We start from the raw sequence: 22,224 nt of genomic DNA, 5'->3' as shown, positions 1-22,224 counted from the left end.
ACTCAGCGGCCGGATCGCCGCCGGCGGAGTCGTCCCCGCTCAGGCCGCCTCGAGGCCGGTGCGCAGGGCGCGCAGCGCATAGTGGGTCCGGGACTTCACCGTGCCGATCGGCACTCCCAGCCGGCCCGCGACCTCTGCCGGTGACCGCCCGACCAGGTAGACCTCGGAGAGCAGACTGCGCTGTGCCGGGCTCAGCCGGCCGAGCGCGTGCCGGATGGCGTGCGTCGCCAGCGCGCTGCCCGTGGTGTCGTCACCGGCGGGAATCCACGTCATGTCGACGAGATGAACCTCGGCCGGGCGGCCCCGTCGCAGCCGGACGCCGTCGATGACGAGCCGCCGGGCGACGGTGCAGAGCCACCGGCGGGCGGCATCGGGCTCGGCCGGCACCGAGTCAAGGTGTCGCCAGGCCCGCAGCATCGTCTCCTGGAGCAGATCCTCGGCGGTCTGCCGCTGGCCGCGGGTCAGCACGAGCAGGAGACGCAGCACGGCACGGGAGTGGTCCGCATGCAACGCGGTCATGCGCTCGGCCCGGCCGGCCGGTGATTCGTCGGGTGCCCGCAGCACGATATCTCCCCCACACGCAGGAGCAACGGTGAATGAGGCAGGAGCCTAGGGACGATCGATGCGAATGGACTGACACGCAAGTGCGGATCGAGTGCCGTCGCCGATCGCAATCGGTCACGGACGCGATGTGACCGCCGCGAGCAGGCCGGCCAGCCGCCGGCCGGTCCGGGTCTGCGCGTACGGGATCAGGGCCAGCGCCTCCTGCCACGCCCGCACCGCGGCGTCCTGGTCGCCGGCGGCGGCGAGGGCGTCGCCGAGCAGCGCCAGCACCTCCGCGGCCGGCGCCGACGCCGAGGCCTCCTGGTAGGCGACGGCCGCCTCGCGCCAGCAGTCGACCGCCTTGCCGATCTCCCGGCGGGCGGAATGCACCTGGCCGAGCACCTCCCACGCCTCGGCGATGCCCAGCCTGTACTGCGCTCCGCGCGACAGCGCCATCGCCTGCTCGGCGCAGCGCACGGCCTCTTCCTCCCGGCCCAGTTCGGCGTTGCTCGCGGCCATGATCACCAGGGTGTCCGCGAGCAGTTTGTCGTCTCCGGCCGCCCATGGCCCCAGCGTCGCGGAAAGCGCCCGGACGACCTCCTCGTGTCGGCCCTGGGCACCCAGGATCATCGCCCGGTTGATCCCGGCCCGGATCATCTCGCCGTGCAGCCCGACCCGGGCGAGCAGCTCGAGCGCCTGGTCGAGATGCCCGACCGCGGTCTCGTGCTCACGCCGGAAGTAGGCCGCCCCGGCCAGGCTGCGGTGCATCCGGGCCTGCCCGACCAGGTCACCGCCCGCCCGGGCGGCCTCGAGGGCCATCTCGCCGGTCGTCGTCCAGTCGGCCCACCGGCCGCTGAGATCGAAGAAGTGCTGCATGCCCAGGGCGAGCTGCCAGGCCTCGGTGTGCCGGCCCTGCCGGGCGGCTCGGCCGACCAGCGCGATCAGGACCTGCCGCTCGGCGGTGAACCAGCGCATGGCGTCGCCGTGGCCGGCGAAGCGCAGCGGGGTCTCGCCCGGCCCCGGCTCGATCATCGGTTGGTACTCGGAGGTCAGCAGCCGCCGGTGCGCCTGATAGGTGGTGGCCCGGTAGACCTGCAGGCAGCGCAGCTCCGCGGCGGCGCGCTCGGCCGGGCTGTCGTTCTCCTCGCCGAGCTCCCTGGCATAGGCCAGCAGCAGGTCGTGGGTGCGGTAGCGGCCCGGCAGGTCCTCGCTGATCAGGTGCGCGCGGCTCAGCTCGCCGATCAGCGCACGCCCGCTCCGCAGCGGGACGCCGGCCAGGCCCGCCGCCCCGGCGATCGAGATGTCGGGGCCGGGATGGATCGGCAGCAGCCGGAAGAGCCGGGCCGCAGGGGCGGAGAGAGCCTGGTAGGACCAGGAGAAGACGGCACGCAGGCCGGTCTGCGGGTCGTCGCCGTCGAAGCCGTCCAGGCTCCCGGGCGCTTGGGCCAGCTCAGCGGCGATCTGCGCCGGTGGCATCCCGGGCAGGCTTGCCGCGCGGGCGGCCACCACGGCCAACGCGAGCGGCAGCCGCCCGCAGCTGGCGATGATGGCGTCGATCGCGGCCGGGTGCGCCGCGACGCGGCCGGCGCCGAGCGGCCGCAGGAGCGCTGCGCGGGCCTCGTCGACGCTCGGCAGGCCGACCGGCAACGGGTGGGCACCGGCCGTGGTCAGCAGGGTGCTGAGCCGGCTGCGGCTGGTGACGATCACCAGACAGCCGGGGCTGCCCGGCAGCAGGTGCCGGATCTGCTCGGCGTCCCGGCAGTTGTCGAGCACGATCAGCAGGCGCCGGCCGGCAAGGCTGCTGCGGTACATGCCCGCCTGGGCGTGCAGCTCGGCGGGAATGGCCTCCTGGGGCACCCCGAGCGAGCCGAGGAAGCCGCGCAGCGCCTCGGCCGGGCTCATCGCCGGCTCCCGCCCGTCGTATCCGCGCAGGTCGACATACAGCTGCCCGTCCGGGTAGCCGGCGGCGAACCCGTGGGCGAGGTGGACGGCGAGGGCGGTCTTGCCGATCCCGGGCATGCCGTCGATCGCGAGCACTGCCGGCCCGCCCGGGCGCGACACCGCAGCGCGGGCCTCGGCGATGAGGTCGTCCCGGCCGCTGAAGAAAGGCAGGTCCGGCGGCAGCTGCGCGGGCCGGGGGAGTGGCGACGGCGACTCGGTACGCGCCGGCTGGGTGCGCTGGTGCAGCAGCCGGTCGTACGCCTCCCGCAGCTCCTCGCCCGGATCGATGCCCAGGTCGTCGGCGAGCCGGCGACGCACCACCCGGTACATCTCGACGGCTTCCGCCTGGCGGCCGTCGGCGGCGAGCGCCAGCAGCAACCGGCTCTGCAGCGACTCGTCGAGCGGGTGCTGCTCGGCTGCCTGCCGCAACGGCGCCAGCACCGCGCTCAGCCGGCCGCAGCGCTCGGCGGCGTCGGCGGCCTCGCGCACGGCCTCGGCGCGTTCGGCCTCCACCGCCAGGAACGCGGGATGCAGGCGGGAGGCCGGTTCCAGGCCCGCGGCGCACCGGCCGCGCCACAGCCGCAGCCCGTCGAGGGAATGCCGCAGCGCCGATTCCGGATCGCCGTCCTGCAGGCTCCGGCCCGCCAGCCGGCTCAGCGACCGGAACTTCAGCAGGTCAAGGGACTCCTCGTCGGCGCGCAGCCGATAACCCGAGAGATCCCGGAGGATGTGCCGGCCCGCCGACCGGGTGGGCAGGCCGGGCTCGAGCAGCCGCCGGAGCACCCCGACGTGCCGGTGCACGACGTTCGCGGCGCTGGCCGGGGCCTCCTCGTCCCAGAGCAGGTCGACCAGCTCGGCCAGGGAGACCGGTGAACCGGCCCGGGCCAGCAGCAACGCAAGCACCAGTCGCTGCTGGCGGGCGCCCAGATGCAGCTCGGCGCCGGCGCGGACGACCCTGATCGAGCCGAGCACCGAGAAACCGATCGCCTCGCCCGCCTCCGCCCGCACACCGGCAACGGTAACCGGCCGATCCGCCACCGGAGCTTGCGACCACAGCCAGGTGGTCCTGGTGGCGCACGACGCGTCAGGCGCTCCACGGTCTCGTTGAGGCGGTCATGGGCGATCTGCGCCGTTCGGCCGCCGGCTCGTCCGAGCTGGTGATCAAGGTTCCGATTGAACAGCACTGACGGGGGGATGTAGCCGGGCATGAGGGTCACCTTCGTGTCAGTAGGAGCAGCCCTGGCTGTATTGACCGTGGGAGGGTGCGGCTCGGTGACCGGCCGCGGTGACGCGGCGGCTGCCGTCGCCGTGCGGATGCTGACCGCCATCACTCAGCAGGACGGAGCCGGCGCCTGCGCCGCGCTGGCCCCCGACACCGCCGCCGAGCTCGAGCAGTCCGCCGACAAGCCCTGTGTCGAGGCGATCCTCGACGAGAACCTGCCAGCACCCGGCCCGGTGTCGGCCAGCCACGTCTACGGCCAGTGGGCACAGGTCCGGCTCAGCGGCGACACCGTCTTCCTCGCCGTCTTCCCCGGCGGCTGGCGCGTGGTCGCCGCCGGCTGCACCGCTCGCGGGGACCGGCCCTACGACTGCCTGCTCCAGGGAGGCTGAGTCATGCGAGTCCAGTTCATTCTGCTGCTGCTCGTGGTCGCCGCCGGCCTCGTCTACTTCTCCACGTTGGGGGTGCTGCACCGGTGAAGAAGTTCCTACGCGAAAACTCCCTGGGTCTGGCTTTCGGTCTGTTGTTCCTGGTCGTGCTGATTGGTGAGGCGGTCGCCGGGCACGCCGACTTCAACCAGCGGCAGCTCAGCGAGGGCCTGCAACCGATCTCGTTCGACCGGTACGTCACGTCGGCGAGCTTCGCCGTCGACGTCACCGAGAACTGGCAGTCGGAGTACCTGCAGTTCTTCCTCTACATCTACCTGACCGTGTGGCTACTGCAGAAAGGCTCACCGGAGTCCAAGGAACTCCACAAGCCCGGCCGTGAATCCGACGAAAACCAGATGGTCGGCGCGTACGCCACCGACACCTCGCCAGCGTGGGCGGGCGCCAGCGGCCTGCGGCACGCGCTGTTCTCCCACTCGTTGGGCCTGGTCATGGGCGCGATCTTCCTGCTGTCATGGCTGGCCCAGTCCATCACCGGCGTCGCCGCATACAACGAGCAGCAGCTCGGCAAGCTCGAAGACCCGGTGTCCTGGGGCCAGTACCTGCTCGAGCCCGATTTCTGGAACCGCACCCTGCAGAACTGGCAGTCGGAGCTGCTGGCCGTGACCTCGATGGTGGTCCTGTCGATCTACCTGCGGCAGCGGGGATCATCACAATCCAAGCCGGTTGGCGCCGCGCACGCCGCCACCGGAGTGGAAGGCTGAGCTTGCGAAAGCCCCGTCGCTCAGCTGGCGACGCGCGCACCCGACAGGATGACATCGGGCTCGTCCGAAAGATGCCTCCAGAGGCGTTTGGGATCCTACGGTGAGTTATCTACCGAATACCCGTACGACGAGCGGGAGGAACCCGTCATGCAGACGACCGCGACCGACAACCACGCCGTCGCCCAAGCGGTCCACGACGTCGGATCGGCGTTGTGGTTCGGCGGCACCGTCATGGGCGTGGCCGGGGTGAACAAGTCCGGCAGCGACCTGACCCAGGGCATCGACCGCATCCGGGTCGCCGAGTCGGCGTGGAGCCGGTTCGGCCCCGTGCAGTGGCTCGGCATCGGCGCGACCCTGCTGGCCGGGTTGCAGCTCACCCGGGTGGGTGGCCGACGGCTGGCGTTGCAGAAGGGTTTCGCGTCCGTGGGGGCCGCGAAGGCCGGCGCGGCGGTGCTCGGTGCCGCCGCCACCGCCTACGCCGCCTACTGCGGCACCCGCATCGGCCGGCTCGCCGAGGAGAGCCAGCAGCGGGGCGAACAGCTGGAGGTCAAGGACGCCACCATCCCGACCGGGAACACCCCGGACGAGATCGCCACCTGGCAGCGCCGCCAGCGGCTCGCCCAGTACACCGTTCCCGTGCTGGCCGGCGCGAACATCGTGCTCGGCTCGTACCTTGTGCAGTCCTACCGCAGCGTCGCCACCGCCAAGGGCGTCCTGCGCCGGCTGCTGCCGGACTGAGCACTGCCGCCGGCCGTTGAAAGTGGCGGAATCACCGGACCGGCTCTACGCTCGTCCATGGGTCAAGCCACGCGCCCGCCTCGTCCACCACGGGAGGTCGGCTCGTGATTCCCCATTCATCAACGGCAGGCTCGCAGCGGTCACCTCATGCCGACATGCATGTCGTCCATGCCACGGGTGAGATCGACCTCGAGACCGCTCCCGCCTTGAGGGCGGCGCTGACGGCGGCCGTCCAGGGCCATCCCTCGGTCTGCTGCGACCTCAGCGGCGTCACCTTCTGCTGCGCCGCCGGCGTGACCGTCCTGCTCGAAGCCGCCCACGAGGCGGCCCGTGCCGGGCGTCGGTTCAGCGTCGAGGGAGCCCGCGGAGTGACCGCGCGGGTCCTGCACGCCACCGGCGTCGACCGCCTCCTGTCCGGGGACGCCGAGGCGGTGCGGGCGGCAAGGCGGGAGAAGGAAACACCGGTGAACCGGTCAGCGGCACCTGGTGGTGCGGAGAACCGACATGCCGTCACCGGTTCACCGGGGTGAGCATCACCGCGCACCACACCATCGTCCCGAGCGGCCGCGGTCGCTAACTCCACGTCCCGGCAGGGGTTTCTCCGGACGGTGTGAAGCGCCGGCGTGCGGGTACCGGTTCCGATCAGGGTCAAGACATGAGCCCTCAGGTGATCATCTGTCCGCGGCCGGATCTCGATGACCACGAAGCCGATCGATCTCCCGGAGGCGTCATGTCGGTCCCCTCTCTTACGCCTGGCTCCCCGCGGCCCTCCGCACCGTTCCGGAAGTCGGGTCCACCGATCATGTCGGTGGCGTTGAGCACCATCGACACCGCCACGTCGCAGGCGAAGTTGATCAGCGTCTGCGGCGAGGTCGACATGAGTAACGCCCACCTCCTCGTCGAGTTGGTGGAGGCCGCCGTCGACCGTCGACCCGCGTCGATACTGCTGGATCTGTCCCAGGTCACGTCCTTCGGCGCCCACGCCATGGACGCGCTGCTGCAAGCCCAGCAGACGGCGGCCAAAGCCGGTGCTGTACTCACCCTCCGAGACCCGGCACCGTGTGTCCGGTACCTCCTCGCCGGGAACGGTGTCGAGCAGCTCACCTTGATCGAGACAGGTCGGCCGGCGCCCGCGCAGCCCCGGTCTCGTTCCCGCTCGTCCACCGCGTGAATCGGGTGCCAGCTGCAGGGGGCTCTGCCCGCTGTCCGCCCCTACCGCGGCATGTCGCAGGGCCGCACCGCCCGCCCACGGGTGGCAGGATGTCCCTGACCGCTTTAAGCTTCCCTCTGGGTCAAGCCACGTGCCCGACACATTCCCGAGCCTCGGGAGGTCCGCACGTGACCGGCGATCCATCTACCGCAGGGCCGGCGAGAGTACGCCCCGAGCCCCGCTCATCGGGCAGCAGATCTTCGGGGGCCGGCAGGCCCGCCACGGTCGGCGCAAGCGACGGCATCGCCCCTCGCGCTGGCCGCGTTCCCCACGACAGCGACGACGGCGCCGGGCTGGCATGCCTCATGGCGCCGGCGCCGCCTCGGCACACCACCGGTGATCGTGGTCGCGACCTGAACACCACCCCGCAAGGAGACAGCGGAGGAACCGCATGATCACCAGCCGCACGGATCGCCCCACGTCGGCAGCCACCCACGCTGGCCGGAACAGCTCGGCCGAATCGCCGGCCAGCCACCTCCTCACGGCGTTGGCCGCCCTACCGATCGATCACCCGTCCCGGCCCGCCGCCCGGGATCGGGCCATCGAGGCCTGGCTGCCGCTGGCCAACCACCTCGCCCGGCGCTACAACGGCCGCGGCGAACCGAGCGACGACCTGGTGCAGACCGCCGCACTCGGGCTCATCAAGGCGATCGACAAGTTCGACCCGACGCGTGGGATCGACTTCGGCAGCTACGCCATCCCCACCATCGTCGGAGAGATCAAGCGTCACTTCCGGGACCGCACCTGGGACATCCGCGTGCCCCGTCGACTGCAGGAGCGGCGGATCGCCATCGGCGAGGCCAACAGCATCCTCACGCAGACACTGGGCCGTTCCCCCACCGTCGCCGACATCGCCGCCCATCTCGCCCTCACCGAGGAAGAGGTCCTCGAGGGTTTGGAAGGCGCACGCGCCTACAACGCGGTGTCCCTGTCCACCCCGGTCGGCGACGGCACCGGGTCCACGGAGTTGGGCGACATGCTCGGCGGCGAGGACAACGAGCTCGCCCTCGCCGAGCTGAGGATTGCTCTCGTCCCGGCGCTCGCCACCCTCGATGAGCGTGAGCGGAAGATCATCACGCTGCGCTTCTACGGCAACCTCACCCAGCACGAGATCGCCGAGCAGGTAGGGGTGTCGCAAATGCACGTTTCCCGGCTACTGACCCGCGCGCTGGCCAAGCTGCGGGTGCATCTGGCCGCCACCCGCTGAACGGCCGATTGCCGACGTCCTCGTCAATGTTGAAGTTGTCGCAGGACAGCCGAGGCCGTCGCCGTCAGCGGTGACCCTGGCGGGGTTGCCTCCACCAGCTGCTGGTACGCCCCGACGGGGGAGAGCAGGTCCCGGCCCATGAGGACGCCGATGGCCCGCTGGATGAGGTCCCGGGCGCGCAGGGCGCCACCCAGGCCGGCGACGAGTTGCTGGCTGCCGCGGTCCACCGGTGGCAGTGAGCCCGGGTCACCGGGCGGCCGGTAGCAGGCCTCCACGTGCCGGATCAGGGCCCTCATCGCGACGGCGTCCCGGGCGTAGAGGTTGAGCGCGGCGACGGTCTCACCGCTGCCGGCGAAGAGCGGGACGGACAACGAGGCGCGCACACCGCTGCGCCAGGCGACATCGCGGAACCGGGGCCAGACCACCGCCTGGGCGACGTCGGGTACGGCCACCGGCTCCCCGGCGCGCAGAGCCGCCAGGCAGGGGCCGTCGTCCTGCGCGTACTGGGCCAGGTCGACGGCCTCGGCGATCCGGTCGCTCGCGGCCTGGGTCAGATGGTCACCGTGGCCGTCGACCGTGACGGAGACATGGTCGACCGGGTCGAGCAGGACCGCGGTCAGCCGGACGATCCGGGTCAGCAGTTGCGGCACCGACGGTGAATCGTCCGGAAGGCCGGCCAGGGCAACGAGATCCTCCGCGAGATCGCCGGACGAGGGCTCGGGCCAGGATGAAGCTTCCACATCTCTCCCTACTCCACAGGGGCCGAGCCGACCGCTCGGGCGACGAGGGCCGCGGCGACGTCACGGACCTTGCGGTTGGTGTCCTGGGAGATCTTCGACAACAGCGCGAACGCCTCCTCCGGCGAACAGCGCCGCTCGCCCATGATGATCCCCTTGGCCTGCTCGATCACGGCCCGGTTCCGCATCGCCTCCCGCATCTGCTGCGCCAGGGTGGCGGTGGTGCCGTAGAGGTGGGCGTTGGCCAGGGCGACCGCGGCGTACGAGGCGAACTGCTCCGCGACGGCGATCGCCTCCTGGTCGAAGGCGTGGGCCTGACCGCCGTAGACGTTGAGGGCACCCACGACGGCCTCCTGAATCGGCAGACCGATCGACAGGGAGCTTCCGACACCCCTGTTCAGCGCGTACTCCGCCCACTGCGGCCACCGTGGCTCGGCCGACATGTCCGGCACGCTGACCGAGTCGCCACTGGGCGAGGCGTCCAGGCAGGGACCGAACCCCTGCTCGTACTGCCAGTCGTCGAGGTCGCGGGCGAGGTCGCTGGTGAACACCACGGTGCGTGTCTCGCCGCCCCGGACCAGTGTCACCGAGACGTCGCGGGTCCCGGGCACGGCCCGGTTGGCCAGCTCGGCGATCCGCTGCAACATCTCGTCGAGGCTGACCTCGTCCAGCCGGATCCGGCCCAGCTCGGCGAAGGCGCTCTCCGGGCTCAGTGCTGGCTGTCCCATGGTGTCTCCTTGTCATCCGGCGCATCTCGTACCCCGGGCTGACGCGACGGCATCCCCGCCACCTGGCAGCCGGAGGCGTCGACGCTCTGCCAGGCGCTCCCCGATCGCCGTACCCGCACCTCGTGGTGCTCACACCGGCGTCGTGACCGCCGCCGGATCGGGGCGGACCCGGCGGGTCACGGCCAGGACCGGCGGAGTTCAGGGCCGGTACGGTCGGGTGCCCGGTTTCGGGAGCTGTCCCGGGTATGGAGCGCCGGTGCGGGGGTAGAGGCCGGACATGCTGTCACGTGCCGTACCGCAGGGTCTGCTCGCCGGCCTCGTCGGGGCGGCGGTGATGACGCTCGGCGAGAAGGTCGAACAGCGCTGCTCCGGCCGCCCCGACTCCCACGTACCGGCCCGGGTGCTGGAACGGCTGGCCGGCCGCCCGGAGCAGCCCCGCCAGCAGCCCCGGGCGCTCAACCTCGGCATGCACTACGGCCAGGGCGCGGTGGTGGGCGTCCTGCGCGCGGTGATGGCGAACGCGGGGCTGCGCGGGCCGGTGGCATCGGCCATGTTCACCGTCGTCCGGCTCACCAGCGACCAGATCCTGGAGAACGCCACCGGAGTCGGCGCGCCACCGCAGACCTGGCCCCGCCGCGAACTCGCCGTCGACGTCCCGCACAAGGCCGTCTACGGGTTCGTCACGGGGGCGGTGGCCGACGCGCTGGCCGCCCGACACGGTCCCGGTCCCGGGCAGCGGCACGCCGCCCTGCGTCCCGGCCGGCACAGCGACGTCGGCCCCCCGCCCCGCTGACCGCCGCCCGGCAGTGCCACCGCGTCCCGCGTCACCTCGCCTGCCAAAAGTCGCTCCGCGGCCGGCACGCCGCCGCTCATCGGGTACGTACGACCGCGGACCGATCTGCTGTCGGGGGCCGGAGGGCTTCCCCGACGCAGATCGGTCCGCGGTCGATCGGCTCAGTTGACGGTCACCGGGATGGTCTTCGGCAGCTGTTGCAGCTGCCCGTAGTTGTCGACCGCTCTGATCGACACGGTGTAGGCACCCGCCGGGATCACCGGCGACGTGTATGCGAAGTTCGACCCCGGGGAACCCGGGCTGGTGAGGAAGGCCGAGATCCAGGTCGGCGTACCGAACACACCGGAGGAGTTCATTCCCTGACCCGCGCTGTTGACGATCTGGATCTCCACTCGAAGCATCCCGACGTCGTCCACGGCACGTCCGGTGACCACGATCCGCGAGTCGGTGTAGACCTGGCCGTCCTGCGGGGTGAGGCTGGGCTCCAGCCGGGGATCGAGGTCGCCCGGATACACGAGGTATCGGGCGGTGGCGCCGGAGGTGGAGCTGTCCTGCTGGCCCGACGTGTCGACGGCCCACGCCTCGACGCTGTACTCGCCCTTGGTCGGCAGGTCGATCGAGAGGGTGAACGCGGTGCTCGTCGCACCCGGCGAGGCGAGCGTGGCGTTCACCGTGGCGAAGCTCGCCGCCATGGTGCCGTTCGACTGCACGTACCGGCCGGTGTCCAGGTCACGCAGCGCCACCCGCACGCTCTGCACGCCCTTGTCGTCGGTCGCTGTGCCGGCCAGGCCGAGGTGCAGCTGCTCGACGTTCTGGTCGACACCGGTGAAGCTCAACAGACCGTTGGGGAAGGCGTCACCGGGCACCTGGGCGGTGACGGTGAGCCGGCCCAGGTTCGTGGTCGGCGTGGTCAGGCCCAGGTTGTCGGTGGCCCGTACCCGGAAGTCGTACACGCCGGGCGTGAGCGGCATGGTGGCGTAGGACCAGTTGTACGACGCGGCGCTGAGATTCGTCGGTGAGATCCGGTAGTAGGCCGCGATCGAGTCGGTGCCCCACGTGCCGTCGGCGGCCAGCGCCTCCCGGGTGGTGTTGTTGCGCAGATAGATCTCGACCGACTTCAGGGTGTCGTCGTCGCTGGCGGTCCCCGAGAACGTGATCGAGCCGCCCGGCGCGACGGTGATCGGTGCGGCAGCGGTGGGCGGTGTCATCGGCACGGGGGTGCTGATGGCCACCGCCGGCGGGACACCCGTGGCCGAGACGATCCAGTCGCGGGTGTCGCCGCGCAGGTCGCTCTGACCGGCGGTGTCGATGGCGGTGGCGGTCATCCGCCATTCGCCCTCGATGGGGAGGGTCACCTCGAACTGCCAGGTGGTCGACACCGCGCCGATGACGTCCGGCTCGCCGCGGAACGTGTTGTAGACCGGGGCGACCGTGCCGTCGTCCTGCAGGTACCGGTTGTCCGGGGTGCGCAACGAGTACGTCAGCGCGCTGACGCCCTTGTCGTCGGTGGCGGTGCCGGTGGCGATGAAGCTCTTGGTGGTGAGCAGGCCGCCGGTCGGCGAGGTGATCCGCGTCGAGGGCGGCAGATCGTCGAACCGGAAGGTCTCGATCTTCTTGACGGCCTTCGTGGGGTCGCTCGCGCCGTCCCGGCCGAACGTCTTGGCCTGGACCTGGTATTCGCCGGAGGGCAGCGACGCCGAAAGGGACCACGAGGTGGCGGGCGTGTTCAGCGCGGCGACCGTCGCGTTGATGCTGTTCGCGGCCCCCCACGTGGTCAGGTCGTCCTGCAGGTACTGCTTGGAGCCCCGGTTCTGGATCTCGACCTGGACTCGGCTGACGCCGGCCGGAGCGGTCGCCTTGCCGTCGATCACGAACGCCTCGTTGGCGGGCTTCACCGCACCCTCGATGGGCGTGACGATCGTGGTGTCGACCGGCGAGGACGCCGGCTCCCGGGTGAGGTCGAAGAATCCGACGCGTCCCACCGTCTTGCCGCCCTTGATGTTGCCGTCGCCACCGACGAAGAGACCTCGCGGGGTGGCCAGCATGGCCTTCTCCCCCTCGTACGAGTTGGAGCCCGGGTTCCACTCGAGCGCCGTGCCGGTCTTCGGGTCGAGCGCGCCGAGGTGATCCCGGCGGACCACCTGATCGCCGAGACCGTAACCGCTCAGGCCCTGGCCCGTGCCGTACCCGACGTTGTCCAGGCCGGGCCACGGGACGGGGGAGGTCGGCGATTCCTCCCAGCTGAAGTGGCCGCCGACGTACACGGCCTTCTCGGTGATGGCGACCGAGTAGATGCTGTCGAAGTGCCGGGACACCCAGAGCGGCTCGACGTTGTCGTTCCCGGTCACCGGAAAGGCGATCGCGGTGTCGTTGATCGGCGGGCGGTCGCCGCCCGAGCCGCTGGTGACGACGAAGTAGGAGTCGTCCGGCGCGATGTCACCGGCGAAGACGCGCTGGATGCCGCCGACGAAAGAGAGGTTGTCCTCCCACAGGCGGCTACGCCAGGGCAGCAGTGCCTTGGTGGCGGTGTTGACGAGACCCACGCCGTACCGGTCCTGGCCGGCGATCTGGCGACCGGTGTGGACGACCAGCAGCCTGCTGTCGTCGTGCGTCAGCTTGAGCTGCTGCACGGTGAGCAGGCCACCGACGCCGATGCCGCCGGACAGGGGCAGGTTGAATGCGCCGTCCACCGCGCCCGTGGTCGGGTTGAGCGCGGCCAGGGCGCGACGGCTCACGCCGTTCACCTTGGTGAACTGGCCACCCACGTACACCGCGGTGTTGCTCACCGCCAGCGCGGTCGCGCGGCCGTCCGCGGTGGCGGTGAACGCCGTGATCGGCGCACCGGTGAGCGGGTTGAGCCGGGCGATCTTCCGCTTCGTCACCCCGCCGACCGTGTTGAACGACCCCGCGATGTAGAGCGACGACCCGTCAGGCGAGGCTTCCACGGCCTCGACGGATCCGTCGAACGTCGGCCGGAAGCCGGTGTCGATCTTGCCCGTGTCGACGTTGTACGACGCCAGGAACCGCTGCGCGATCGGCGTCGCGCCGACGTTGGCGATCGAGGTGAAGGTGCCGGCGATGAAGACCCGGCTCCCGACCACCTCGATGTCCATGATTTCGCCGTTGGTGATCCTCGGCACGTCGGTGCGCGGCGTGCTCGGCACCAGCCGAGTGTGCCCCGGCACCGGTTGGGCCGCGATCGCGAGCGTGCCGGCGGCGGTTCGCGCCGCATCGCTGCCGACCGTGCTGGCGACGGTGTGAGCGGAGGTGCTCGCGACATTGTTGGCGAGCGTGTCAGCCACCGTGCCCGCAGCCGCCGGGAGGCCCGTCAACACCACGGCCCCGGCGACCAGACCCGCAACGGCGCGGCTCCGAACGTGCATCGAGACAACCCCCTGTACGCCTGAGTCGCGCTACCGGGTCTGCCCCCGGCACCGTCCACCCACCAGCGTGCCGGGAGTCACCGTAGGAGGCAGGGTCCCCGTGCGGTACGGAGCCAGCCGGAAATCGACCGCTCGACATCAATTCCAGCCCCACGGCCGGCCCCGCCACCTTCGGATCCAGACCCCTCCACCAATCGGATCGGTGCGAGGCCGCCGAGCAGTCAGCCGGCGCCGGCCCGCCAGGTGGCGGAGTCGAAGTCGGCGTACCCGCCGTCGGCGCCGATGTCCTGCAGCCAGAGGCCGGCGAACGCGCCGGTGAACCCCCGTCCGGTCGCCTCACCGTCGAGCGGTCCTCGAGCCGTACCACCCACCATGACCACCGTGGCGCCGCCGGGCGTCGGGCGATGTGGGCAGAGCCGGTGGGTGGTGAGGTCGGTGCACGTGCGATGGCTCCGGACGGTGTCGCGGACACTGTGGTTGGGCCTGCAACACTGCGGGGCCAGCTACAGCGGCATGATCCTGCCGCCGCCCCCCAGCGCCCCCGACCCGGCGGGCCGGGCGGACCCGGCGAGCCTCGCTCCGACGTCCGGGCACCCCGAGCGGCTCGCGGCGCACGTGCCGATGTCGCCGGTGGAGGAACGGCTCTGGGCCGAACTCGGTCATCGCCGGCAGGGATGACCCGGCGGGACGCCGCGGGTCAGCCGGTCGGCCCGTGGGGCCGGGGCTGGTAGATGTCCGGCACACCGTCGTGGTCCTCGTCGGCGGTCTCCGCCTCGTACACCCGTCGGTAGGCCCGGCCGCGGGCGCGCAGGATGACCGAGGCGACCGCCGCGGCGGCCAACGACCCGGCGAGCACCGCGACCTTCGCCCGGTCGTCGCGGACGCTGCCCAGGCCGAAGGCCAGCTCGCCGATCAGCAGCGACACGGTGAATCCGATCCCGCCCAGCAGGGCCAGGCCGAACACGTCGAGCCAGTTGAGGCCCTCGTCCAGGTTCGCGCGGGTGAAGCGGGCCACCAGCCAGGTGGCGGCCATGATGCCGATCGGCTTGCCGACCACCAGACCGACCACGATGCCGAGCGCGACCCGGTCGGTCAACGCGGTCGCCAGCCCGGCGATGCCGCCGACCGTGACCCCGGCGGAGAGGAACGCGAACACCGGCACCGCGACGCCGGCGGAGATCGGCCGGAAGCGGTGCTCGAAGTGCTCGGCCAGTCCCGGGCCGGCGTCGGGACCACCGGCGGCCGCGCTGCGGATCACCGGCACGGTGAAGGCCAGCAGCACGCCGGCGACGGTGGCGTGCACCCCGGAGGCGTGCACCAGGGCCCAGGTCACGGCGGCCAGCGGCAGCAGCAGCCACCACGACCGCACCCGCCGCTGCACCAGCCCGGCGAAGATCACCAACGGCACCAGCGCGCCGAGCAGCGGCACGACGGACAGCTGCGCGGTGTAGAAGACGGCGATGATCACGATCGCCAGCAGGTCGTCCACCACCGCCAGGGTGAGCAGGAAGGTACGCAGGGCCGAGGGCAGGAACCGGCCCACCACGGCCAGCACCGCGATGGCGAACGCGATGTCGGTCGCGGTCGGGATCGCCCAGCCCCGGGCACCGTCGGCACCGGCGATCAAGCGGTAGAGCAGGGCCGGTACCAGCACGCCGCCCACCGCCGCCGCCACCGGCACCGCCGCCCGGCGTGGATCCCGCAGGTCACCGGCGACGAACTCGCGCTTCAGCTCCAGGCCCGCCACGAAGAAGAAGATCGCCAGCAGTCCGTCGGCGGCCCAGCTGGCCAGGCTGAGGTCCAGGTGCAGCGACGCCGGGCCGACGCGCAGGTCCCGCAGCGCCTGGTAGCCGTCCGACCACGGGGAATTCGACCAGATCAGGGCCAGCAGCGCGCCGGCGAGCAGCAGGGCCCCACCGACGGTCTCCTTGCGAAGGATGGCGGAGATGCGGCGGGTCTCGCCCCAGGAGCGGCGGCCGAACAGGCTGGCACGGCGCCGGGTGGCGTCGGTCACGGACATCTCCTCGTCGGCAGGGGTCGCGTCATCCATCGCCGACCAGACTTCCCGGCACACCAGTCATCCCACGATAGCCGGCAGCCCGGGCAGCGGATCGACGAACGCGAGCAGCCCGGGTGACGGACCGCCCCGGACACCCCCGAGAGCTCTCGACCAACCCGGCGGACGGCGACCGGCGCACGCGGCCGGACCGGGCAGCGCCGGTCAGCGGCCCTGGCGGACCGCCGCGGCGACGAGTGCCTCGGCCACGTCGCGCACCTTGCGGTTGGCGTCCTGGGAGATCTTCGACAGCAGCGCGAACGCCTCCTCCGGCGAGCAGCGCCGCTCCCCCATGATGATCCCCTTGGCCTGCTCGATCACGGCCCGGCTGCGCATCGCCTCCTGCATCTGGCGGGCGAGGGCGGCCGTCGTGTCGTAGAGATGCGCGTTGGCCAGCGCCACGGCGACGTACGCGGCGAAGTTCTCCGCGACCTCGACCGCACCCCGGTCGAAGGCGTGCGGCTCGGCGCCGTAGATGTTGAGCGCGCCCACCACCGCCTCCTGGATCGGCAGTCCGACCGACAGGGAGCTGCCCACCCCGGCGGCCCGGGCCCGGGCCGCCCAGCTCGGCCACCGCTGCTCGACCGCCATGTCCGGCACGGAGAGGCTGTCGCCGCTCGCCGAGGCGTCCAGACAGGGTCCGTGGCCCTGCGCGTACTGCCACTCGTCCAGGACCAGGGCCACCTCGCCCGTGGCGACCGCGGTCTGGGCGATGCTGCCGCGGGCCAGCGTGACCGAGACGTCCCGGGTGCCGGGGATGGTCCGGTTGGCCAGGTCCGCGATCCGCTGCAGGATGTCGTCGAGGCTGACCTCGTCGAGTCTGATCCGGCCCAGCTCGGCGAAGGCCTGAGGCGGGTCCATCGGCGCTGGCACCATGTTCGGATCCTTGTCGACCGGCGCGTCCTGCCGGCGGGTGGGGTGACGCTGTCGGGAACGGTCACGGGTCAGCCACCGCCGGAATCGCCGGACGAACGCAACCGCGCCCCTCGGCCGTGGATCCCAGGCCGACGGGACCGGCCCTCAATGTACCCGTCCGGCCCCCGCCACACACCGGCCTGCGAGGCGGAAGCCCGCCCGGCTCGCCCCTGGGCACAGGGCGGCCGCCGGGCTACTCTCCTGGAACGGGTCAAGACACGCGCCCTCACCGTTCGCCGTGGCATCCGTCCGGCGGGCGCCAACCGATCGTCACGTCGGAGGGGCCGTGTCAGACCACCTGCTCTCGTTCGGTGACCGCCACCTCCCCACCGGCTCGGCGTCACTACGCCCGGACGAGGCCGTCATGTGGCTCACGTCCACCGCCGATGGGCCCACCAAACAGGTCAAGGTGTGCGGTGAGGTCGACATGAGCAACGCCCACCTGCTGGTCGAGCTGGTGGAGACGCTCACCCGCACCCCACCGCCGACGGTGGCCGTGGACCTGTCCGAGGTGACGTACTTCGGCGCCCACGGGATCAGCGCGCTGCTCCAGGCCCGCGCGCTGCTCACCGACCGGGGCGGACAGCTGACCGTGCGGGACCCGTCACCGATCGTGCTGCGCATTGTCACGGTGGCCGGCGTCCGCCACGAGCTCGGCCTGGCCGACCTGTCGACCCACGCGGAGCACCGGTCGACCCTCCCACCGCGCTGACCGGCGGAGGGCCGCGCCCCCGCCGAACCGCCGGCACGCCCCGACGCCGCCACGCCGGATGCGTCGTAAAGTATTTCTCCTGTAGCGGACGTCCCGGACCGGGGCGTCTCGAGCGAGCGTCAAGCAGCGGCGCCGGTTCCCGATCCACCCGGATCGGTACAGCGGTCCGCGATCGCGGTCCGCCCGCCACGCGCTGTCCACTCACGCCCGAGGTCGATGGCGCCGGTTCGCACAAGGACGTCAGAGCTCATGCCGCAGGCACCCCTCGATCTCGCCGAAGCCCTGATCAGACTCGGGAGGATCAAGCACGACGAAGCCGACCTCGACGTCGTGCTGTCGAACATCGCCTCGGTCGCCAAGGAGACCATCCCCGGCACCGCCGAGGTGTCGGTCACCCTGATCCAGGGTTCCGAGGCGTACACCGCGGCGCACACCGGGGACCTCGCGCTCAAGCTGGACGAGTGGCAGTACGAGCAGGGCCGCGGCCCCTGCCTGGACGCCGCCACCACCGGGACCGCCATGCTGGTGCCCGACATGACGGCCGAGAGCCGCTGGCCGGAGTGGGCCGCCCGGGCGTACGCGGCCGGCGCGGCCAGCTCGCTCTCGATCGGACTGCCGATACAGGAGGCGATGGTCGGCGCGCTCAACATCTACGGCAGCGCTCCCCGGGTCTTCGACCGGGTGATCGACCTGGCCCAGACGCTCGCGGCTCACGCCGCCATCGCGCTGGCCAACGTGCAGCTCTACGAGAGCACCGCCACCCTGGCCCAGCAGATGCAGGCGGCGATGCAGAGCCGGGCGGTGATCGAGCAGGCCAAGGGCATCATCATGGGCCAGCGCCGGTGCACGGCGGACGAGGCGTTCGCCATCCTGGCCCGGGTGTCGCAGGACTCCAACCGCAAGCTCCGGGAGGTCGCCGAGTCCCTGGTCGAGCGGGCCTCGAAGGGGCCGCGGGAGTAGCCGACCCCGGCCGGCGCGACCCGGGCACCGGCGCGGCCGGCACCGCACGTCCGGTCGGGCGTCCCGACACGGTACGTGCGGAGCCGAGCGGGGGTCGGAGGGGCGCGCTAGGCTCGTCCCACGGGAGCTACCCCGTCAGGCGCGCCACCGACATCGACAGCTGCGCCGACACCGTACCGCCCCGGCTTTCCCCGACCTCCCGGAAGGCGTGGTGGCACATGGCGGACCGGCGCCCGGCCCCGGCATCCACCCCCGACGCCGTGGGGTGGATCGGCGGCGCCGGCCCCGGGCCCCGAGTGCCCCGGGAGGAGGGCCGATGACCGCCGGCCAGATCTCGCCCACGGCGGGCCAGTTCGTGCACGCCGCACTGATCGTGGACTCGGACGAGACCCTGCGTGATCGGCTCATCCCCGCGCTGCGGCGGTCACTGGACGCCCGGGAACGGGTCCACCTGGTGGTCGGCGCGCACGTCGAACGGGTCATCCGCGACACCCTGGGCGGGCTGGCCGACCGGCTCGAATGGGGCGAACGGGCCGCCTTCCACCTCCGGCTGGGCTTCGCCTACGAGGGGCTTCGCCGGTATCTGGCCGCGCAGCACGCCGCCGGCAGCCCGGTCCACGTGATCACCGAACCCGACGTGTCCGCCGACCCGGCACCCGACGCCCCGGTGGACCGCGCCACGGCGCACCTGTCGTACGAGTCCGCCTGCGGCGACGCGTACGCCGGGTACGGCTGCGCGGTCACCTGCCTCTGGGACAGCCGGCGGCATCCCGCGGTCCTCATCGAGAGGGTCCGTGACCTGCACAATCACGAGCTCACCGCGGACGGCCGGCAACCCAACGCGGGCTACGTCCCGGCCGCCGACTACCTGCGGGTGCGCAGCGAGATCCCGCTGGACCCGGCGCCGTCGGTGGTCGACCTCGACCTGGACCTCGTCGAACTGGACCAGCTCCGCGCGCTGCGGGGCGCGCTGCACCGGTGGGCCGTGGCGAGGTCGTTCGATGCCGACGCGACGGATGACATCGCCGTCGCGGTGACCGAGGTGGCGACCAACGGCCTGGTGCACGGATCACTTCCGGTACGCCTGCGCGGCTGGCACCACCGTGACATGCTCATCGTCCAGGTCGACGACTCGGGAGGGGGGCGCATCCCGCCGACGGCCGGCTACCACCGGCCCGGCAGCGCGGACCGGATCGGCGGGCGGGGTCTCTGGCTGGTCCGGCAGCTCGCCGACGTGGTGACCATGCATTCCGGGGGAAGCAGCACCAGCGTGCGGTTGCACTTCCCGCACCCGGGCAGCCACCGCCAACCGGCCGGCTGACCGCGCCCGGGTCGGGGGCGTCGCGGTGGTCAGCGGGGCAGTTCGCGCCAGGCCGGGTCGCCGCCGCGCCACGCCCCGGCGAGGATGCTCGCCGAACCACGGCTGGGGCACTCCTGCACCTTCGACCGGCCCAGCGCGCCACCGATCTGCGCCTGGACCTCCCACCGACGCCCGTCGGTGCGGATGTACACGTCGCGGCGACCACGGGTTGTCGTGTCCCCGTTCCACCAGTGCTCCTCGACCATCACGTGGCGACGGTATCCCACCGGCCGGCCGGTACGCACTGCCGAGGAGGCCGGATCGGCGGCGCTCGACCCCGCAAGCGCCGGACAGAAGCCCCGGCGAGGTCAGCGCGGGACGAAATCCGTCACCAACCGGACGACCGAGGTCCTCGGGCGGTGGTGACCACCGGTCGCCGCCGCGCGGCGGAACCGACCGCTACCCCCACTGGGTCTCGGTCACCGCCGTCCGCTCCAGCAACGGCTCCCACCAGGCCGGGTTCCGCACGTACCAGCGGATCGTCTCCCGCACGCCGTCCTCGAACGGCACGGTCGGCGTCCAGCCCAACTCGGTGCGGATCTTGGTCCAGTCGAGCACATAGCGCCGGTCGTGACCGGGCCGGTCCGGGACCAACTGCTTGCGCGAATCCGGCAGCCCCAGCTCGCTGAGGACCAGGTCGGCCAGCTCCGCGATGCTGGCCTCCACGCCCGTGCCGACGTGGTACGTCTCGCCGACCCGCCCGTTGGCCAGCACGGACTCGATCGCGCGGCAGTGGTCGACGGCGTGGATCCATTCCCGCCGGTTCCCGGTCGACCGGTACAGCGGCAGGCTCTCCCCGCGAAGCGCCCGGGAGACGAACAGCGGCAGCACCTTCTCCGGGAACTGGTACGGCCCGTAGTTGTTGACGCAGTTCGAGATCGTCACGGGCAGCCCGTAGGTCTGGTGGTAGGCCCGGACCACATGGTCCGCGCCGGCCTTGCTCGCGCTGTACGGGGTGCGCGGCCGGTAGGGGGACTCCTCCGTGAACGACTCGTCCGAGTCGAGGCTCAGGTCGCCGTAGACCTCGCAGGTGGAGATGTGATGGAACCGCCCGACGCCGTGCCGCAGCGCGGCGTCGAGGAGCGTCTGGGTGCCGAGGACGTTGGTCTGGAAGAAGACCGAGGGGCCCAGCACCGCCCGGCTGTTGTGCGACTCGGCGGCGAAGTTGACGATCACCTCGATCCGGTGCTCGCGCAGGGTCCGCTCCATGGCCTCGCGGTCACCGATGTCGGCCTGGACGAGGATCACCTCGCCGGCGACGTCGGCCAGGGTCCGCGGGTCACCGGCGTAGGTGAGCGCGTCCACCACGACGATCCGATCACCGGGGTGCTCCGCCGCCCACCGCTTCGTGAAGTGGGAACCGATGAAGCCCGCGCCGCCGGTAATCATGATCGATGACATGGGTGCGAGTTTAGACACCGGTCCGACCGCCCCAGGGCTGGTCGGCGCGGCGGAGGCAGCACGCCGGGTCGACCTCAACCGCTCCCCTGGCCGGCCGGTCGCATAGTCTGCCAGTCGATCTCATGCCTGAACTGGAGAAGAGCACAATGCATGTCTTCGCCGTCACCGGCGGGGCGGGCTTCGTCGGCTCGCACCTCATCCGAGCACTGCTCAAAGCCTTCCCCGACGCACAGATCGTGTCCGTCGACATCTACCTGCCGGGCACGCCCGGCATCCGCATCGAGGATCCACGGGTCACCCACCTCGACGTCAGCACCGTCGACATCAACGAGGAATGGGACAAGGCGGGCCTGCCCAGCCCGACGGCCGTGTTCCACCTCGGGGAGTACGCACGCATCGTGCAGAGCTTCGACGAGCTGGACCTGTGCTGGGAGCTCAACCTCCACGGCACCAAGGAGGTCGTCCGGTTCTGCGACCGGCACGGCGCCCGGCTGGTGTACGCCGGGTCGAGCTCGAAGTTCGGCAACGACGGGCAGGACGAGAACCTGAGCCCCTACGCCTGGACGAAGGCGAAGAACGTCGAGTACATCAAGAACTTCGCCAACTGGTACGGCCTGGACTACGTCATCACGTACTTCTACAACGTGTACGGCCCGGGTCACATCAAGGACGGCAAGTACGCCACCGTCATCGGGATCTTCGAGTCGCAGTACGAGCGCGGCGAGCCGCTAAGCGTGGTCGCGCCCGGCACCCAGACCCGGGACTTCACGCACGTGGACGACATCATCGACGGCATCCTCGCCTGCTACCGCGACGGCAGCGGGGACGGTTACCTGCTGGGTTACGGCCACGAGTGGCCGCTGGCCGAGGTGGCCGGCATGTTCACCGACAACTACACCCTGGTGCCGGCCCGGCAGGGCGAGCGGGTCCGCGGGCAGGCCGACACCACGAAGGCCCGCTCGCTCGGGTGGGCGCCGAAGCGCCGGCTGCCGGACTACATCGCCGCCTTCAAGGCGGACGTCGAGGCACGTAAGGCGACGGGCGACGACGCGTCGGGGGCGTCGGAGGTCTGACGCCGGCCGTGGCGGGGCTGTCGTCATGCCGGCAGCGTGCCCGGGGCGGGGATCACCGCGGTTTCATCGCGGTTTCGCGGCCCCGGGCACCGGGCGGC

At 71.8% G+C, this 22,224-nt stretch carries 23 protein-coding genes; 13 read left to right on the top strand and 10 right to left on the bottom strand.

Annotated features, from left to right (window positions below):
* Positions 1–39 precede the first annotated feature (39 nt).
* Together I8N68_RS22820 and I8N68_RS22815 are read right to left on the bottom strand one after the other, a co-directional pair.
* Positions 40–564, bottom strand: coding sequence for a sigma-70 family RNA polymerase sigma factor (locus I8N68_RS22820; RefSeq protein WP_200213790.1), 525 nt, complete (start codon positions 562–564; stop codon positions 40–42).
* A 114-nt stretch (positions 565–678) separates the two neighbouring features.
* Positions 679–3,492, bottom strand: a complete 2,814-nt coding sequence (locus tag I8N68_RS22815) for an AfsR/SARP family transcriptional regulator (protein ID WP_200213787.1) — start codon at positions 3,490–3,492, stop codon at positions 679–681.
* Positions 3,493–3,756: 264 nt separating this feature from the next.
* On the opposite strand from I8N68_RS22815, the gene I8N68_RS22810 reads away from it, so the two are divergent.
* From I8N68_RS22810 to I8N68_RS22785, 6 genes are all read left to right on the top strand, one after another.
* Positions 3,757–4,095, top strand: a complete 339-nt coding sequence (locus tag I8N68_RS22810) for a hypothetical protein (RefSeq protein ID WP_307812934.1) — start codon at positions 3,757–3,759, stop codon at positions 4,093–4,095.
* 83 nt (positions 4,096–4,178) lie between these two features.
* Positions 4,179–4,853: a DUF6766 family protein gene (locus I8N68_RS22805; protein WP_200213776.1), complete on the top strand. Its 675-nt coding sequence runs from the start codon at positions 4,179–4,181 to the stop codon at positions 4,851–4,853.
* A gap of 147 nt (positions 4,854–5,000) precedes the next feature.
* Positions 5,001–5,591 carry a hypothetical protein gene (locus tag I8N68_RS22800; RefSeq protein WP_200213774.1) on the top strand — a complete coding sequence of 197 codons (591 nt, stop codon included), beginning with the start codon at positions 5,001–5,003 and terminating at the stop codon, positions 5,589–5,591.
* 155 nt (positions 5,592–5,746) lie between these two features.
* Entirely contained in the window at positions 5,747–6,121 is a 375-nt protein-coding gene (locus tag I8N68_RS22795; RefSeq protein ID WP_200213772.1) for an STAS domain-containing protein, read from the top strand.
* Positions 6,122–6,405: 284 nt separating this feature from the next.
* The gene (locus tag I8N68_RS22790) at positions 6,406–6,762 is read left to right on the top strand and encodes an STAS domain-containing protein (RefSeq protein ID WP_200213770.1); all 357 of its coding nucleotides are present in this window, start codon (positions 6,406–6,408) and stop codon (positions 6,760–6,762) included.
* A 430-nt stretch (positions 6,763–7,192) separates the two neighbouring features.
* Complete coding sequence (locus I8N68_RS22785) at positions 7,193–8,008, top strand: SigB/SigF/SigG family RNA polymerase sigma factor (protein ID WP_200213768.1); 816 nt, start codon at positions 7,193–7,195, stop codon at positions 8,006–8,008.
* Positions 8,009–8,031: 23 nt separating this feature from the next.
* Here I8N68_RS22785 and I8N68_RS22780 read toward each other — a convergent pair whose 3' ends face one another.
* Positions 8,032–8,658 (bottom strand): GAF and ANTAR domain-containing protein, encoded by a 627-nt coding sequence (locus tag I8N68_RS22780; protein ID WP_200213765.1) that lies wholly within the window; start codon positions 8,656–8,658, stop codon positions 8,032–8,034.
* Positions 8,659–8,756: 98 nt separating this feature from the next.
* Positions 8,757–9,473, bottom strand: coding sequence for a GAF and ANTAR domain-containing protein (locus I8N68_RS22775; RefSeq protein ID WP_200213762.1), 717 nt, complete (start codon positions 9,471–9,473; stop codon positions 8,757–8,759).
* A gap of 277 nt (positions 9,474–9,750) precedes the next feature.
* Between I8N68_RS22775 and I8N68_RS22770 the strand changes: the two genes are divergently transcribed.
* Positions 9,751–10,266, top strand: coding sequence for a hypothetical protein (locus I8N68_RS22770; RefSeq protein ID WP_200213760.1), 516 nt, complete (start codon positions 9,751–9,753; stop codon positions 10,264–10,266).
* Between the two features lie 161 nt (positions 10,267–10,427).
* On the opposite strand, the gene I8N68_RS22765 is transcribed toward I8N68_RS22770, so the two are convergent.
* Positions 10,428–13,379 carry an Ig-like domain-containing protein gene (locus I8N68_RS22765; RefSeq protein ID WP_234040380.1) on the bottom strand — a complete coding sequence of 984 codons (2,952 nt, stop codon included), beginning with the start codon at positions 13,377–13,379 and terminating at the stop codon, positions 10,428–10,430.
* On the opposite strand from I8N68_RS22765, the gene I8N68_RS33075 reads away from it, so the two are divergent.
* Positions 13,345–13,527: a hypothetical protein gene (locus tag I8N68_RS33075; RefSeq protein ID WP_234040379.1), complete on the top strand. Its 183-nt coding sequence runs from the start codon at positions 13,345–13,347 to the stop codon at positions 13,525–13,527. The two genes, I8N68_RS22765 and I8N68_RS33075, sit on opposite strands and share 35 nt — an antisense overlap.
* A 343-nt stretch (positions 13,528–13,870) precedes the next feature.
* On the opposite strand, the gene I8N68_RS22760 is transcribed toward I8N68_RS33075, so the two are convergent.
* Positions 13,871–14,020, bottom strand: coding sequence for a beta-xylosidase family glycoside hydrolase (locus I8N68_RS22760; protein WP_200213755.1), 150 nt, complete (start codon positions 14,018–14,020; stop codon positions 13,871–13,873).
* A gap of 88 nt (positions 14,021–14,108) precedes the next feature.
* Between I8N68_RS22760 and I8N68_RS33695 the strand changes: the two genes are divergently transcribed.
* Positions 14,109–14,327 (top strand): DUF6059 family protein, encoded by a 219-nt coding sequence (locus I8N68_RS33695; RefSeq protein ID WP_200213753.1) that lies wholly within the window; start codon positions 14,109–14,111, stop codon positions 14,325–14,327.
* Between the two features lie 19 nt (positions 14,328–14,346).
* Here I8N68_RS33695 and nhaA read toward each other — a convergent pair whose 3' ends face one another.
* Complete coding sequence (gene nhaA, locus I8N68_RS22750) at positions 14,347–15,663, bottom strand: Na+/H+ antiporter NhaA (protein WP_307812933.1); 1,317 nt, start codon at positions 15,661–15,663, stop codon at positions 14,347–14,349.
* 207 nt (positions 15,664–15,870) lie between these two features.
* On the bottom strand, positions 15,871–16,581 hold the full coding sequence (locus tag I8N68_RS22745) for a GAF and ANTAR domain-containing protein (RefSeq protein WP_200213751.1): 711 nt from the start codon (positions 16,579–16,581) through the stop codon (positions 15,871–15,873).
* A 325-nt stretch (positions 16,582–16,906) separates the two neighbouring features.
* On the opposite strand from I8N68_RS22745, the gene I8N68_RS22740 reads away from it, so the two are divergent.
* The 3 genes from I8N68_RS22740 (at position 16,907) to I8N68_RS22730 (ending at position 19,613) form a co-directional block, all read left to right on the top strand.
* On the top strand, positions 16,907–17,332 hold the full coding sequence (locus I8N68_RS22740; protein ID WP_200213749.1) for an STAS domain-containing protein: 426 nt from the start codon (positions 16,907–16,909) through the stop codon (positions 17,330–17,332).
* A 249-nt stretch (positions 17,333–17,581) separates the two neighbouring features.
* Positions 17,582–18,292 carry an ANTAR domain-containing protein gene (locus I8N68_RS22735; RefSeq protein WP_200213746.1) on the top strand — a complete coding sequence of 237 codons (711 nt, stop codon included), beginning with the start codon at positions 17,582–17,584 and terminating at the stop codon, positions 18,290–18,292.
* A 316-nt stretch (positions 18,293–18,608) separates the two neighbouring features.
* A complete protein-coding gene (locus I8N68_RS22730; RefSeq protein ID WP_200213743.1) occupies positions 18,609–19,613 on the top strand; it encodes an ATP-binding protein in 1,005 nt (334 codons plus the stop codon).
* A 29-nt stretch (positions 19,614–19,642) separates the two neighbouring features.
* On the opposite strand, the gene I8N68_RS22725 is transcribed toward I8N68_RS22730, so the two are convergent.
* Positions 19,643–19,879 (bottom strand): hypothetical protein, encoded by a 237-nt coding sequence (locus I8N68_RS22725; protein ID WP_307812932.1) that lies wholly within the window; start codon positions 19,877–19,879, stop codon positions 19,643–19,645.
* A 172-nt stretch (positions 19,880–20,051) separates the two neighbouring features.
* Complete coding sequence (rfbB, locus tag I8N68_RS22720; protein ID WP_200213741.1) at positions 20,052–21,053, bottom strand: dTDP-glucose 4,6-dehydratase; 1,002 nt, start codon at positions 21,051–21,053, stop codon at positions 20,052–20,054.
* A 146-nt stretch (positions 21,054–21,199) separates the two neighbouring features.
* Between rfbB and I8N68_RS22715 the strand changes: the two genes are divergently transcribed.
* Positions 21,200–22,126, top strand: coding sequence for an NAD-dependent epimerase/dehydratase family protein (locus I8N68_RS22715; RefSeq protein ID WP_200213738.1), 927 nt, complete (start codon positions 21,200–21,202; stop codon positions 22,124–22,126).
* Positions 22,127–22,224 lie beyond the last annotated feature (98 nt).

It is taken from the genome of Micromonospora coerulea (genome assembly GCF_016598485.1).
GTDB classification, from domain to species: Bacteria; Actinomycetota; Actinomycetes; order Mycobacteriales; family Micromonosporaceae; genus Micromonospora; species Micromonospora coerulea.
The sequence above is the reverse complement of the archived record's forward strand: the minus strand, read 5'-3'. Positions and strand labels throughout refer to the sequence as shown.

Bases quoted from the DNA above. Each gene is read 5' to 3' on its own strand.
- I8N68_RS22800 (WP_200213774.1), top strand. From the start codon at position 5,001: ATGCAGACGACCGCGACCGACAACCACGCCGTCGCCCAAGCGGTCCAC.
- I8N68_RS22795 (WP_200213772.1), top strand. From the start codon at position 5,747: ATGCATGTCGTCCATGCCACGGGTGAGATCGACCTCGAGACCGCTCCC.
- I8N68_RS22785 (WP_200213768.1), top strand. From the start codon at position 7,193: ATGATCACCAGCCGCACGGATCGCCCCACGTCGGCAGCCACCCACGCT.
- I8N68_RS22775 (WP_200213762.1), bottom strand. From the start codon at position 9,473: ATGGGACAGCCAGCACTGAGCCCGGAGAGCGCCTTCGCCGAGCTGGGC.
- I8N68_RS22770 (WP_200213760.1), top strand. From the start codon at position 9,751: ATGCTGTCACGTGCCGTACCGCAGGGTCTGCTCGCCGGCCTCGTCGGG.
- I8N68_RS33075 (WP_234040379.1), top strand. From the start codon at position 13,345: ATGAAGACCCGGCTCCCGACCACCTCGATGTCCATGATTTCGCCGTTG.
- I8N68_RS22765 (WP_234040380.1), bottom strand. From the start codon at position 13,379: ATGGACATCGAGGTGGTCGGGAGCCGGGTCTTCATCGCCGGCACCTTC.
- I8N68_RS22745 (WP_200213751.1), bottom strand. From the start codon at position 16,581: ATGGTGCCAGCGCCGATGGACCCGCCTCAGGCCTTCGCCGAGCTGGGC.
- I8N68_RS22735 (WP_200213746.1), top strand. From the start codon at position 17,582: ATGCCGCAGGCACCCCTCGATCTCGCCGAAGCCCTGATCAGACTCGGG.
- I8N68_RS22730 (WP_200213743.1), top strand. From the start codon at position 18,609: ATGACCGCCGGCCAGATCTCGCCCACGGCGGGCCAGTTCGTGCACGCC.
- rfbB (WP_200213741.1), bottom strand. From the start codon at position 21,053: ATGTCATCGATCATGATTACCGGCGGCGCGGGCTTCATCGGTTCCCAC.
- I8N68_RS22715 (WP_200213738.1), top strand. From the start codon at position 21,200: ATGCATGTCTTCGCCGTCACCGGCGGGGCGGGCTTCGTCGGCTCGCAC.